Annotated in this window: 13 protein-coding genes; all 13 read right to left on the reverse strand. The window is 36.9% G+C overall.

Going from position 1 to position 13,826, the window contains the following annotated elements; genetic code table 11:
- Positions 1–147: 147 nt before the first annotated feature.
- On the reverse strand, positions 148–534 hold the full coding sequence (locus tag H1R81_RS24810) for a transposase (RefSeq protein ID WP_229251217.1): 387 nt from the start codon (positions 532–534) through the stop codon (positions 148–150).
- Between the two features lie 434 nt (positions 535–968).
- Positions 969–3,305, reverse strand: a complete 2,337-nt coding sequence (locus H1R81_RS24815; RefSeq protein WP_181843456.1) for an SLBB domain-containing protein — start codon at positions 3,303–3,305, stop codon at positions 969–971.
- A gap of 107 nt (positions 3,306–3,412) precedes the next feature.
- Positions 3,413–4,270 (reverse strand): glucose-1-phosphate thymidylyltransferase RfbA, encoded by an 858-nt coding sequence (rfbA, locus tag H1R81_RS24820; protein ID WP_181843457.1) that lies wholly within the window; start codon positions 4,268–4,270, stop codon positions 3,413–3,415.
- Between the two features lie 293 nt (positions 4,271–4,563).
- Positions 4,564–5,601, reverse strand: coding sequence for a pseudaminic acid synthase (gene pseI / locus H1R81_RS24825; RefSeq protein ID WP_181843458.1), 1,038 nt, complete (start codon positions 5,599–5,601; stop codon positions 4,564–4,566).
- Entirely contained in the window at positions 5,598–6,617 is a 1,020-nt protein-coding gene (locus tag H1R81_RS24830) for a GNAT family N-acetyltransferase (RefSeq protein ID WP_181843459.1), read from the reverse strand. Before H1R81_RS24830 ends, pseI begins: the two co-directional genes overlap by 4 nt.
- Complete coding sequence (gene pseF, locus H1R81_RS24835; RefSeq protein WP_181843460.1) at positions 6,614–7,300, reverse strand: pseudaminic acid cytidylyltransferase; 687 nt, start codon at positions 7,298–7,300, stop codon at positions 6,614–6,616. Before pseF ends, H1R81_RS24830 begins: the two co-directional genes overlap by 4 nt.
- A 7-nt stretch (positions 7,301–7,307) precedes the next feature.
- Positions 7,308–7,940, reverse strand: a complete 633-nt coding sequence (locus tag H1R81_RS24840; RefSeq protein ID WP_181843461.1) for a pseudaminic acid biosynthesis-associated methylase — start codon at positions 7,938–7,940, stop codon at positions 7,308–7,310.
- Between the two features lie 2 nt (positions 7,941–7,942).
- Entirely contained in the window at positions 7,943–9,127 is a 1,185-nt protein-coding gene (gene pseC, locus H1R81_RS24845; RefSeq protein ID WP_181843571.1) for a UDP-4-amino-4,6-dideoxy-N-acetyl-beta-L-altrosamine transaminase, read from the reverse strand.
- A 5-nt stretch (positions 9,128–9,132) separates the two neighbouring features.
- Positions 9,133–10,152, reverse strand: coding sequence for a UDP-N-acetylglucosamine 4,6-dehydratase (inverting) (pseB, locus tag H1R81_RS24850; protein ID WP_181843462.1), 1,020 nt, complete (start codon positions 10,150–10,152; stop codon positions 9,133–9,135).
- A gap of 191 nt (positions 10,153–10,343) precedes the next feature.
- Complete coding sequence (locus tag H1R81_RS24855) at positions 10,344–10,970, reverse strand: superoxide dismutase (protein ID WP_181843463.1); 627 nt, start codon at positions 10,968–10,970, stop codon at positions 10,344–10,346.
- Positions 10,971–11,048: 78 nt separating this feature from the next.
- Entirely contained in the window at positions 11,049–11,510 is a 462-nt protein-coding gene (locus H1R81_RS24860; protein WP_310588117.1) for a nucleoside deaminase, read from the reverse strand.
- A 90-nt stretch (positions 11,511–11,600) separates the two neighbouring features.
- On the reverse strand, positions 11,601–12,560 hold the full coding sequence (gene nadA / locus H1R81_RS24865) for a quinolinate synthase NadA (protein WP_181843465.1): 960 nt from the start codon (positions 12,558–12,560) through the stop codon (positions 11,601–11,603).
- A 56-nt stretch (positions 12,561–12,616) separates the two neighbouring features.
- Positions 12,617–13,594, reverse strand: coding sequence for a hypothetical protein (locus H1R81_RS24870; RefSeq protein ID WP_181843466.1), 978 nt, complete (start codon positions 13,592–13,594; stop codon positions 12,617–12,619).
- Between the last annotated feature and the right edge of the window lie 232 nt (positions 13,595–13,826).

A 13,826-nucleotide genomic window follows, 5' to 3' on the forward strand; every position in this document is an offset into this window, starting at 1 on the left:
TATCCATAATCCACAAACTCACCTGAAAGGAGTGCCTCAATCTCTTCTTTAATCGTTTGAATATTATGCCTGCTTCCGTCAGATTTAGCTATATAAGAACTTGATCTTTTACCTGGTTTGATTCCCTTAGAAATATAGTAATAAGTACTACGCGCCAAGCCCGCTAGCTTTAAAAGACAACTTAAAGGGAAGCCTTCTTCCTGAAAATCTTCCACTACCATCAGCTTCTCTATTTTCGTTGCTGGCTTTTTTTAATAAAGAATCCTTTACCCGAATAGCTAAATCTTTTTCAGCCACTATAGCCTTTAACTCCCGATTCTCCCTACGAAGTTGCTGAAGCTCTCTCTCAAGTGAGGTCTTGGCTCCCTTTTTAAAGCCTTCCGGTCCTTGTTCTGAATAGACCTTCTCCCAATTAAGAATGCTTACTGTACTTACTTCATACTCTCGTGAAGCCTTCGTAAGTCCATGTGTCTTCTTGTAATCCAGAATCTCCAGTTTCTGCTCTGGAGTCCATTTCTTCCGATGTTTTGTCATAGTACACAAAGTTAAGTAGTTAACTTATTTTTGTGTCCAATTTTTAATTACGCTACTACCCATGAACATACTGTTAAATCTTAGAATAATATTATCTAATCAAATTTTGAAACTTTATACTTTATTAATTAAAATATGAAGAGGAGTGTGTAATCTTTTTCAAAACATATAATTTGCAAAAGACTAAATTTTCTTTGAGTGAAATTGAAATTTTTACTTCTCTGAGCCAATATGTTTTGAAAAAGATTACATACTACTTTGTATTAAAAATATCCGGTAGCAATATTATATAAATAAAATAAAAGTCATCAAGCTTTTTAGGACTACATATTTTAACTTTATTACATTCAGAATGTAAATAAATAATAATTTGAATTGGGCTTTTTTGATAATGAAAAGCCAGAATATTGGAGTCAGATTAATTACTTGAAACTTTACAGTAACCTGACTAGTGTCAATAATACTGCAGATAAAGAAACAAAGCCTGTTCCAATGGCTATTCTTTCGGCAGGAGACATGCGCATTCTATTTCTTGTTGGAACATAAATAGACATGCCTTGCTGCACTTTAGGATAAACTTTAATTCCAAAAAAACTGCGGGTTCTATCTGTACTTCCATTAGCATATTGTACATAAGTCTTTTTAACAAATGCACTGTCGGTAAAACCACCAGCTTGAGCAATATATTCGCCAAAAGAAAAATTGGGCTGATAAGCAACTCTTGTAGGATTTAATACCTGACCATTAATACTAACTGTTTGCCTTTCCTTTGATATCTCTACCCTGTCTCCATTTTCAAGCAATAAATTAGATGCGGTTTTTTTATTTTTTAATGCTTTTTCAAAATCCACGAAGATAAGCTTATCATTTCTATATAAACGACTCCCCGCAATGTAGGCTTCTGAGCGAAGACCGCCAGCTCTATCAATCAAATCACTTAATCGCTCTGTCTTGCTTTCAATAATATAAGCACCAGGATAATTCACTTCACCTTCAATAAAAACAGTTTGCTGTACTTCGTAATTAGGAAGATTACGAACAAATATTTTATCAAAAGGCATAAGTTTCAGGCCTCCTTCAGCCGGATTTAAATCTTTAGATATATTGACTTGAATAATTTCTACAGATTTTTCACTCGATTCGTCATTATATTGTCTACGCCCTACTTCAATTCTCTTAGAGGTTGCCCCATCACTAAACCCTCCTGCTAACAAAATAACGTCTCTTATTGACATGTTTTCAGCATAAGAATAATTACCAGGATTATTGACAGCCCCCTCTATATCGATTTTTCTTTCTTGCCTGATTTCGACAATCGATTTAACGAGTAATTGATCCTGCCTTTTCAAATCTATATCAGGAATTTCTCCTTTTAATAATTTACTTAAGTCGATAGGAATATACATGAGATCAAGATTATCTTGTTCTCTCACCAAAATAGCTCTGTTGGCATAAGCATCTTCTCTTAGGCCTTGAGCATTTTCAATTAATTGCTTAACTGTTTTTATTTTATCGCCTAATGCAAACTCACCGGGTCTGAATACCGCACCACGTACTTCTACTTTATTTTCAAAGCGATCTAATATAGTACCTACATAAAACTGATCTCCGTTTTTCGTAGCAAAACCAGGTTCAGTCAAAGGGTCAAATGTCAATATTTTCTTTTCGGTTTTTGTATTTCTATGGACATTAACAGTAGAAGTAAAAGCTTGTTCAGTATAGCCTCCAGCATAATTTAATAAAGTACTAAAATCGTCGTTTTCATTCAATTCAAATATACCACTTCTTTTTACTTCCCCTTCTATTTTTACTTTTTTCTGAAAGAGTGGTACTAATATCACATCCTGATCAAAAAGAGTTATGTTATCTTCAAGCGTTCCTTTTAAAAGGAAGTCATAAATGTCTATTTTTTTTATTAAAGCATTGTTACGGAAAACCTGGATATTCCTAAAAGAACCGTTAATGTTTGGTCCACCAGATAGATAGAGAGCATTGAATGCTGATGCTAAAGAAGATATAGTATAAGTACCTGGGTTAGTAACTTCTCCTACTAAAGTAACTTTAATACTTCTGACATTCCCAAGTGTAATATCAGCATTTAGTCTACCATCCCTCAAGCCGGCAAAAATAGTTTTTAAGCGTTCTATAATTTTTGCTTTGGCTTGATCAATAGTATTACCATTTACATAAATAGGAGCAAGGTTTTCAATTTTTATCGTTCCTTCAGGCGTAACTTTAGCGTCATAATGTTGGTAGGCATAGCCTGTAATGTCAATTTTAATTTCATCGTCAGGACCTAAAATATAACCTTTTGGAGTCGGGAGTCGGAGGTTCGGCTCAAAAGTTAAATTCTTATTATTAAATAACTGGCTTCCAAATGTCTCTAATTTTTTGCCAACCTCTTGTTTATCCGATACGGCAACAGAGGTTCTCTGTGCTACTTCACCAATTTGTTCACGGGTAACATTTTCGAGTTTAGCGGTACCTGGAGCATTTGCTTTTACTTCTGATGTGCCAGTTTTTAATCGATTAATTCTTTCTCTTACTTTGGCAATATCTTGTGCTGAATAACCATTGGCTAAAGCAGCGGCTTCAATCTGGGCTTCACTAAGCCCTCTTGACTCGGCCTCTTTTAAAAAAGTCTCAATTTGTTTATCCGATAAATTATCAACACTTGAAGGAAGATTAGTTGGAGTCTGTGAATAGGCTGCTTCAAAAAAACCAAGCACTAATAATATGATAACTTTATAAAAAAATTTAGAGGAGGTCATGACTAAGTTTTAAAACACTATTTGAACAAACGTCTGCAAATTTAATTAAATCTTATTAAAGAGACAAATCGAAATCTAAGTTTCGACAAACGAAAAGGCTTATAGTTTTAGATAAGATTTAAAAGATATTGACCATAGCCACTTTTCACCAGAGGTTCTGCAATTTTTCCTAATTGCTTATCATCGATAAAACCCATTCTATACGCTACTTCTTCAATGCAACCTATTTTAAGTCCTTGCCGTTCTTCTATGACCTGCACAAATTGAGCGGCTTGCATCAATGAAGCAAAAGTGCCGGTATCCAACCAGGCAGTACCTCTGTTCATGATTCCTACACGAAGTTTACCATTTTCAAGATACTGTCGGTTAATATCAGTTATTTCTAACTCACCCCGAGGGGATGGCTGAATGTTTTTAGCAATTTCTACTACATCATTATCATAAAAATATAATCCCGGAACGGCAAAATTAGATTTAGGATTTTTAGGTTTCTCTTCAATTGAAATCACTTTCTTATTTTCATCAAATTCTACCACTCCATATCTTTCGGGGTCGTGAACCTGATAGGCAAATACGATGCCCCCGTCGGGATTTGTACTATTTTGAAGCAATTTACTTAGCCCACTTCCGTAAAAAATATTATCACCTAAAACTAATGCTACTCTATCATTCCCAATGAAATCTGCTCCGATAATAAAGGCTTGGGCTAAACCATCAGGGCTGGGTTGTTCGGCATATGTAAACTCACAACCTATTCTACTGCCATCTCCTAAAAGTTTTTTGAAATGAGGTAAATCATGGGGAGTCGATATAATCAACACTTCTTTAATCCCGGCCAGCATTAAGATAGAAAGCGGATAATAAATCATTGGTTTATCATACACAGGCATCAGTTGTTTACTAACAGCAAGGGTAAGTGGGTGCAAACGAGTACCAGAGCCTCCAGCAAGAATAATTCCTTTCATTATATTAAAAAAGAAAACGAAGTAATAAATATTTTAATGGCAAATATTGAATAATCGACATAATCATATAGAGTTAGCGACTAAACTATACTCTTCATATAAAAAGTATTTCAATAAAAATCGTGTTTTTTTATGCAAGTTATATCATTTACCCTGAATGTTGTAACAAATACTAATAAAATTTACAAATTCTTTATCTATCGGCAAATTGTACTATTTTAATAAACGGAAAATGGAGAAAAGCAAATACTTTTCAAACATATCCCATTAATTTATAGATCCTATATCCTTACTTAAAAGAATTGGTTTAATGGTGTGCCTTCTTTTAAATCTATATTGGTTATTTTCCCTAATAAATCTTCATAGTATTTAGGAGGCATACCATCGCCTGGGCGTATTACCCGTATATTTTCTTCTGTAAAAGTTTCACCTGCTTTTATATCTTTCACCACATAAACAGAACGTTTGAATAAAAGACTTTTTTTCTCAGACTCCTGTACACCATACTGAACCTGACCCAGTGATTGCCATGCACGCTCAGTCTCAATCACTAATGATTTAAGTTCATCTGGCTCTAAAGAAAAAGCTGAATCTACACCACCTTCTGCCCGGCTCAGACAAAAATGTTTCTCTATTACGGTAGCTCCTAAAGTAACTGCCGCACATGGCACACCAATACCCATAGTATGGTCACTTAATCCGATTTCGCATTGGAATAACTCCCGCATATGGGGAATGGTGCGAACATTTGAATTTTCAGGGCTTGCCGGATAATTGCTTGTGCATTTTAACAAGACTAAATCTTTGCAACCATTTTCTCTTAACACGCTTACTGCCTCATCTAAATTCGCCAATGTGCTCGCTCCTGTAGATATAATAACAGGTTTGCCCGTTTTAGCAACTTTCTTTAATAGAGGAAAGTGGTTATTTTCAAAAGAAGCTATTTTATGTGCAGGCGTACCCAGACTTTCCAGAAAATCTACTGCTGTATCATCAAAAGGAGTAGAAAAACAAATAATGTTATTATCCGCAGCACATTTGAACATGGCTTCATGCCATTCCCAGGGGGTATGTGCTTCCTGATATAATTCATAAAGGTTTCTGTTTTTCCATAAAGAGGTATTATCTTTTATATCAAAAAGACCTCCTCGTTGATTGATAGTGATGGTATCGGCCGTATAGGTTTGTAATTTAAGGGCATCCGCGCCACATTTAGCAGCTGTTTCAATAATTTTTAAAGCCCTTTCCAATGAGTGATTATGATTACCACTCATTTCGGCTATAATAAAAGGTTTATGATTGAGCCCTATCTGATAATTCCCTATCTTCATTGATTATGTTTTGTATATAATACTGATGCTATCCCTTGATAGTCTAAACTTTTTTCAAAAGAAAAGCCTGCTTTAGTAAAAGCATTAACAGAGCCTATATTCTCAGTTTTTATAAAGGCTTGTATGGTATAATCAGGTTTTTCTTTAAAAAACCAGGTAGAAGCTAAGGATAGTATTTTACCTGCTAAGCCTTTCCCTCTAAAGTTTTTATCCAAGGATACTCCTATAACACTAATTTTTTGTTCTTCGTTGCTTTCAAACCTTACTTGTCCAATAGGTACTTGTTGTGCATCTTCAAAAACAAGCATCAGGCAATTCGGGTCGGCTATTTTTTTCTGAAACCATTGCTCATGATTCTCTAAGGCAATAAACCCACTATTAAATGATTGTTTTCTTACTTCCTCGTCGTTAGTCCACTCAAAATACAGCATCAAATCATCTTCTCTGGCTTCTCTGATATTAATAGGATTGAATTTTGCATGAAAGAAAACATCTTTAAATTTACCTTCAAACAAACAATGATTGTGAAGCATGGCTTCTTGTTGATAATTGTTATTTTGAAGGATTGGATATAAGTGGGGTCTTAAATTAAAAGAGTAAGTATAGATTTTGTGCAGATTCAGCTCTTCAAAGGCAACTTTTTCTATGAGACTCAGGTAGGTTGTCCAATGAAATTCAAAGAAATCCTTTTCAAGCGCAGTATTAATAATGAATGAAATCTCTGCGTTTTTGTCAACCCAGTTGATATGAACGAGACCACCATAGCCGATACAAATATCGTTTTCGAGGTAAGAGAAAAGTATCTGTGTTGGTTTTGTTTGCTCGAATAAATTTGCGACTACATTACTGAAATACCATTCCTGTTTTTCGGTTGTAAGAGGTTCATTCTGACGTAAATGATAGATTTGTTCATTACGCCATTGCATAATTGCATACTTGTCTTCATCGCGTAGAGGAACAATGCTATATTTATCCGAACTGAATATTTGTGTGTGTAAACAGGGGTATTTTCTCATGGATTCATTAATCTAAATTTCAGTTCAGCCAGTTTCCAGTCAGTTTCGTTATCAATATCCTGCGCTTCTAATTCACTGATTTCTATTCCTCCCGAATTGGCTGTCAGTAATTGTTTGGTTTGCAGGAATGTATAGATGTTAAAAAAGTAGAATTGCCCCACATCATGAAAAGTCTTGGGTAAATCCTGTGACCGGGTTAGTGCATGATTGGGTTCTACCCACCTGATCTTATCATTCTCTTTATAGAAAGCTCTTTGAATGGGAAAAGAAAAAGACTGTATAGGTAAAACCGTATCAAAGTTCTTGTCAACTAATAACTGAGAGGCATCTTTCAATTTCTGTGCTGTAACAAACGGCGCAGTAGGGTAGATGCAACAACCATATTGGAAATTTTTATTTAGTAGGGTATAATTGTCTAAAACCTCATGCAAGACAGATGCTGTTGTGGCGAAATCATTCGAGTTATCTGCCGACCGAAAGAAAGGTACACTTGCACCATATTGCGTACTTAACTCTGCTATTTCTCCGTCGTCAGTTGACACCATTACCTCATCAAACAATTGGCTATCAAGTGCGGCTTTGATTGAATAAGCAATGATGGGTTGCCCGCAAAAATCTTTGATATTTTTTCGGGGAATCCGCTTGCTGCCTCCACGTGCCGGAATGATAGCTATTTTGCTCATAGTTAAACTACCCGATTTTTTGCATTAAAAACCATGTAATGTCATCCTGTGAGAATGCCGGGTCTCTTTTATAGACAAAGCCGTAATCGATTAGCTTTAAGCCAGGATATTTCTCCAATATTTCTCCGGCAAAATCACGTTTGAATAACCGGTCGCTATGCCCTCTGTAGTTGATAGTAACCGGAGAAGGATTATAATATTCACAAACCAATATATACTTACTGGAAGCGTCATACAATTTCTGATAAATAAGAGGCAGCATATCAGGATTTATATGAATCAGCACGCCCTTTATTAAAGATACTTCAAATTTCTCGGCACTTTCATAATCAAAAATAGAACCATGAAAGACATTGTCTTCACCTATTATATTGCCTAATTCCTTGGCCGCTTCCGCATTGATTTCAATACCACCTAACTTAATTTCAGGAAAAAGTGCTTTAATAGCCTTTAGATTCATGCCAATATTAGCCCCAAACTCTATTAATGATTGCGGTCTTCCGGCTTGATTTAGAGCTTTAACAAAGAAATTGAGGTTAGAAGCAAGGTATTCAGCACTTTGATTACGATTGATGTATTCATTGCCAAAATCTCCTGCCCAGAACTCCTCTTGCGGTGTGCTATATTTTTTCTCTTCCAAGGTTATTCAGATTTTAAAAAATTAATTACGGTCTCAATGACATAGTTTTGCTCTTCGTCAGTCAATGTAGGGTACATTGGTAAGCTGATACAATGTCTGTAATATTCTTCTGCCATCGGCTGGTCGCCCTCTTTTGAACCTAATTGTTGATAATAGGGCATTAAATGAGTAGGAATATAATGGATTTGTGCAAAAATCTTATGCTCTCTTAAATAATTGTATAGTCCCAGTCTGTTTTCTGCTTCTATCACATATAGGTGGTAGGCGTGCCCTTCTACTTCCCCTGACTGGCCTTTAATGGCAGGTATATTTTTAAAAGCTTGGTTGTAGCGAGCAGCTATTACCCTTCTTCTGACTAAGCCTTCATCTGCCCTCTTGAGCTGACTGCTTCCTAATGCTGCCTGAAAATCGGTTATTCTGTAATTAAAGCCCAATGTCTGCATCTCCATGTACCAACCCGGATATTTGTCTATCCCTCCGGCCAATGCAATGCTATTTGTATATTGATTCTCTGACCGTGTAATACCGTGAGTCCTTAGTTGCAACAAACTCTGGTAAAGAGCCTCATTATTGGTAGTTATCATACCGCCTTCACCACTGGCAATGTGTTTTACCGGGTGGAAGGAGAAAATAGCCAGGTCAGCAAATTTGCCATTCCCACACCATTGTTGCTCGCCATTTGAATCGATGAAATAGCCACCGGGTGCATGGCAGGCATCTTCAATAATCCAGAGATTGTATTCTTCTGCTAATTTTCGGAATTCTTCCAGATTGACGGCTCTTCCGGCAAAATCAACAGGGATAATTCCGGTATAAGTACCTTCAGGGGAGCTCTCCAATATATTTCTGACCTTATTAATGTCTATCAGATAAGTGTCCGGGTCAATGTCAGCAAACACTACTTCTCCGTCACAATAGCGAACGCAGTTAGCCGATGCAGCAAAGGTGATGGGAGTTGTAATTACCTTATCTCCTTCTTTTACTCCTAATGCTAAAGTACATAAATGCAAAGCGGCTGTTCCGTTTGCTACGGCAACAGCATATTTTGCCCCTATATATTTTGCAAAATCGTCTTCAAACTCTTTTATTTTAGGTCCTTGTGTCAAAAAAGGACTTTTAAGGGTTTCTACTACAATCGCAATATCTTCGTCAGTGATATGCTGTTTTCCATAAGGAATGTTATTCATTTGCATTAAACTTCAAAGGTTGGGTCAACATGTTCTTTAATTAATATTCTCAAATCTTCTACAGTTTCCCATTCTGTGTTCTGGTTTGAGGTGTACTTGAACCCTACTGGTACTTTGATAGCATTAAACTCAGTCATAAAATCTTCTATTCTCCATTTGTGAGTAGAGGGTAGAATAGTATAATACTTACCTAAGTCGTAGGTCAGGAAAGAATCAGATTCAGTGATCATTTCTTCATGTACCTTTTCACCGGGTCTGATACCTACAATTTTTATTTCAGCTTCTGGTGCTATGGCTTTAGCTACATCAAGGATATGATATGAAGGAATTTTAGGAATAAATATTTCTCCACCCCAGGCGTGTTCCAAAGCGTGCATAACCATATCAACCCCCCCCTGCAGAGAAATATTAAAGCGGGTCATAGTTGGTTCTGTAATCGGAATAACTCCTTCTTTCTTTTTCTTCATGAAGAAAGGAATAACAGAGCCATTTGAACCCATTACATTGCCATACCTCACCACAGAAAACCTGATGGGATTCCAGCCTTTGATGTTATTAGCTGCCACAAACAATTTATCAGATGCCAGTTTGGTAGCTCCATACAAATTGATAGGTGCACAGGCTTTATCAGTCGATAAGGCTACTACACGCTCTACATCTGTTTCAAGACAAGCATTAATGACGTTTTCTGCGCCTAATACATTGGTTTTTACACATTCCATCGGGTTATACTCTGCAATCGGAACGTGTTTCATGGCAGCTGCATGAATGACAAAATCAACTCCTTTCAAAGCTCTTTTCAACCGTTCAAAGTCCCGCACATCTCCAATAAAATACCTCATTTGCGGGTATTTACTATCAGGATACTCATGTGCCATTTCAAATTGCTTCTGCTCGTCACGGGAGAAAATAATGAGTTTTTTTATTTCTGGGTGCTTCGATAGAATATGCCTGGTAAGGGCTTTCCCTAAAGAGCCTGTACCACCGGTAATCAATATGGTTTTATCTTGAAAAGTAAATGACATATCAAAAGAAAAATGATTTTTAAGTACTCCTTTTATAATTATTGCGGAGTTTTAATGCAAAAGTAGTTAAGATTGCTTTAAAAAAGAATATAACGTCGAACTACTTATCTGTCTATAAGGCAAACGGTATCCTTTAAACAAAAAGAGATGCCCAACGGCATCTCTCATTATATAATCAAGCCAGATATTACTTATTCATTCGGAATAACTCTCTTGGCATTTGAGAAACGTTTTTGTACGGCTTCCCAGTCAATTACGTTCCAGAAAGTATCTATATAGTCAGGACGTTTGTTTTGGAATTTCAGGTAATAGGCGTGTTCCCATACGTCTAAGCCCAATACCGGAATACCTTTTTTATCAGCTACATCCATCAATGGATTATCCTGATTAGGAGTAGAAGTGATGAAAAGTTTTTCCTGGTCGTCAACACATAACCATGCCCAACCTGAACCAAAACGCCCTATGGCTGCTTTTTTGAACTCATCTTTGAAAGCATCAAATGAACCGAAGGCATCATCAATCGCTTTGCTCAAAGTACTTGATGGTGTCCCGCCACCATTAGGTGAAAGAATATTCCAGAATAAATCGTGGTTGAAATGTCCGCCACCGTTGTTTCTTACAGGTGCTGGATATTTGCTGATATTGGCTAATAATTCTTTCAACGATAAGCCTTCCATATCTGTACCTGCAATGGCGTTGTTCAGATTGGTTACATATGCCTGGTGATGACGGTCATGGTGGATTTCCATAGTTGCCTTGTCAAAATGAGGCTCCAGTGCGTCACTTGCGTAAGGGAGCGGATCGAGTGTGTATGCCATATCTTAAAGTAAGTTTTAAATGTTGAATATAATAGTGCCCGTTATTACAGCCTATAGGCTTAACGCTAACGACGAAAATTATGTTCGCAAATTCCTGAAAAAATTCTTTATAATTATTTCGCAATCCTTCTCCAGAATGCCTTTCACAACAGTAGTTCTGGGGTGAAGAATATTAGGAGAAACCCTTGCAAAACCCCGTTTAGGATCAGAAGTTCCGTACACAATCCGGTCGATCTGCGACCAGTTCAAGGCACCAGCACACATTACGCAGGGTTCAAGGGTTACATATAAAGTGCAGTCTTTCAGATATTTGGCACCCAGAAATTGTGAAGCTGCGGTAATAGCAATGATTTCGGCATGAGCCGTCACATCATTGAGTTGCTCGGTCTGGTTTGTCCCTTTTCCAATAATTTTACTTCCCCCAGCCACAACAATAGCTCCGACAGGAATTTCTCCTGCTTCTCCTGATTGTATTGCCAGGTCAAGTGCTTTTGCCATGAAATATTCGTGAGAGTAAAGGGGGTAGGAGAGAGCCAAGATTGTAAATGGTTTATTAACAGAATGTTTTTCAGAAAAAAAAGGTTCTCCTGTTAAGCGAACCTTCTGTTATGAATTTATAAAATTCAGCTATTACAAACCAAATTTTGCCGATAGTTCCAACATTCTTTCGATGGGCTTTCTGGCAGCTTCGATTACATCCATCGGAAGCTTAATCTCCGGTGTTTCGTCTCTTAAACACAAATAGAGTTTTTCCATTGTGTTGAGTTTCATGTGCGGGCAGTCAGAACAAGCCTTGCAGGCATGGCCATTGCGTGAGGTAGGAGCTACAATGAATTTTTTATCGGGAGCGGCCTTTCTCATCTGGTGCAAAATGCCCGACTCTGTGGCTACGATAAACTCTTTATCCGGGCTATTGATTACATGCTTTAGTAATCCTGTGGTAGAGCCGATATAATCAGCTAATTTCAATACAGGTTGTTCGCTCTCAGGGTGAGCCACTACTTTAGCTTCAGGGTGCTTATCCTTCAAATCCTGAATCATTTTGCCAGAGAAAGTCTCATGTACCATACAGGCACCATCCCACAAAACCATATCCCGGCCTGTCACACGATTGATATAGCCACCCAGATTTTTATCAGGAGCAAAAATAATCTTTTGTTCTTTCGGGAAACTTTCTACAATTTTTACTGCATTGCTGCTGGTACATACTACATCTGTCAGTGTTTTCAGGGCAGCTGAGCAGTTTACATAAGAAATTACGATATGATCGGGGTGTTGTGCTTTAAAAGCAGCAAATTCATCAGCAGGGGCTGACTCTTCCAAGGAACAACCTGCGTTCATATCAGGCAAAACCACTTTCTTCTGTGGAGACAATATCTTTGCAGTTTCGGCCATGAACCTTACTCCTGCAAAAACAATCATGTCGGCATCGGTTTTGGCCGCTTGCTGTGAAAGGCCGAGGCTATCGCCTATATAATCGGCAATATCCTGAATTTCAGCAACCTGATAATAATGTGCTAAAATAACAGCGTTCTTCTCTTTTTTCAAGCGAGCTATTTCAGCTACCAGATCAATATCTTCTTTTACCATTTTGGTTAATTTTCTAAATAACTGTCAAAAAATGCGAGGTATTATAATTGCCGGATTTATTTACAAAAGTATTCCCATTCTTTCAGAGAAGTAGTTACCCCCTTTGCATCAGAGAATAATTCTTTTACTGTATTGCCTTTTGCATCGTACTCAAAGCCTCTTGTACTTAAAATCTGATTATTATAAAAATAGTTCTCTTTAACCATTAATCCTTTACTATTATGTTCGTAAGTGAAATAGTAATCAACTTGATTTTTTCCGTTCAGACGGGTTGACTTTTCTAATTTTCCATTCGCATTATAAGTGTTTATGGTCGAGGCATAGAGAACATCGTTGCGGGTGGTAGTTTCTTTAGTCAGGTTTCCAGCCGGGTTATATTCATAATTTGTAATTGTTGTTACTTTATCGGCAGCATCATAGTGTACCCAACGGCCTACTTTTCCCAATAGGGCATAAGTATATTTATCAGAAAATGCTACTACTCCATTAGAACTTACTACTTCTTTAGTAATAACTTGTCCATTCGGGTCTAACCCTATTATCTCTCTGATGGTCTCGGTAACTCCATCTTTATCATAGAAGATTTGTACCGAACCTGATTCAGTAAATAACGTTTTTTGAATGGCATTAGAAACCCCATCCGCCGAAATTACCTCCTGTGTCAGTTTCCCAAGAAGGCTGTACTCTTTTGTAGTTACCTTTTTCACTACATCATTATGGCTGTAAGTTATCTTGGTATTATTGCCTTTTGCATCATACTCATAGGTGTATGACTCTTTATAATTACCAGAAAACTGGCTCGAATAATTTTTAGTTTCGCTCAAAAGCCTACCTTGTGAATCGTAGTTTTTAACAAATGACTGTTCAATTCTCCCTTGTCTCGAAAAAGTAAACCTGGTTTCAAGGCAATTACCCGCGGAAATAATATTACTTGGAGTAACAGTGTCTAATTGAGCAAAAGAACAAGAAGAGGTTGTTAGTAAGAGTGTTCCGAGACAAAGATAAACGAGCGTATGTTTAAGATTTAGTTTCATGCTTTTGATGAAATAAATATGAGAAATGGATTGATACAACATAAGTGTGGAAATTTTTAGCATAAAATTACACATTTCCTGAAAAATCCTACACTTGTTTTTATTTAATGGCAAAGTTTATAATGATTATCAATGATTCAACAGACAAAATTCATGCTAAAAGTGTGTCTGCAAATGAAATCGGATACCGTTGTAATTGTTTCACTATTTAACAAGAATTTTTGCTTATATG

Origin of the sequence: Emticicia sp. BO119 (assembly GCF_013912375.1) — a bacterium.
GTDB lineage: Bacteria > Bacteroidota > Bacteroidia > Cytophagales > Spirosomataceae > Emticicia.

Excerpts from the sequence above, each read along its gene's own strand:
- H1R81_RS24810 (WP_229251217.1), bottom strand. The coding sequence starts at position 534 with ATGACAAAACATCGGAAGAAATGGACTCCAGAGCAGAAACTGGAGATT.
- H1R81_RS24815 (WP_181843456.1), bottom strand. The coding sequence starts at position 3,305 with ATGACCTCCTCTAAATTTTTTTATAAAGTTATCATATTATTAGTGCTT.
- rfbA (WP_181843457.1), bottom strand. The coding sequence starts at position 4,270 with ATGAAAGGAATTATTCTTGCTGGAGGCTCTGGTACTCGTTTGCACCCA.
- pseI (WP_181843458.1), bottom strand. The coding sequence starts at position 5,601 with ATGAAGATAGGGAATTATCAGATAGGGCTCAATCATAAACCTTTTATT.
- H1R81_RS24830 (WP_181843459.1), bottom strand. The coding sequence starts at position 6,617 with ATGAGAAAATACCCCTGTTTACACACACAAATATTCAGTTCGGATAAA.
- pseF (WP_181843460.1), bottom strand. The coding sequence starts at position 7,300 with ATGAGCAAAATAGCTATCATTCCGGCACGTGGAGGCAGCAAGCGGATT.
- pseC (WP_181843571.1), bottom strand. The coding sequence starts at position 9,127 with ATGAATAACATTCCTTATGGAAAACAGCATATCACTGACGAAGATATT.
- pseB (WP_181843462.1), bottom strand. The coding sequence starts at position 10,152 with ATGTCATTTACTTTTCAAGATAAAACCATATTGATTACCGGTGGTACA.
- H1R81_RS24855 (WP_181843463.1), bottom strand. The coding sequence starts at position 10,970 with ATGGCATACACACTCGATCCGCTCCCTTACGCAAGTGACGCACTGGAG.
- nadA (WP_181843465.1), bottom strand. The coding sequence starts at position 12,560 with ATGGTAAAAGAAGATATTGATCTGGTAGCTGAAATAGCTCGCTTGAAA.
- H1R81_RS24870 (WP_181843466.1), bottom strand. The coding sequence starts at position 13,594 with ATGAAACTAAATCTTAAACATACGCTCGTTTATCTTTGTCTCGGAACA.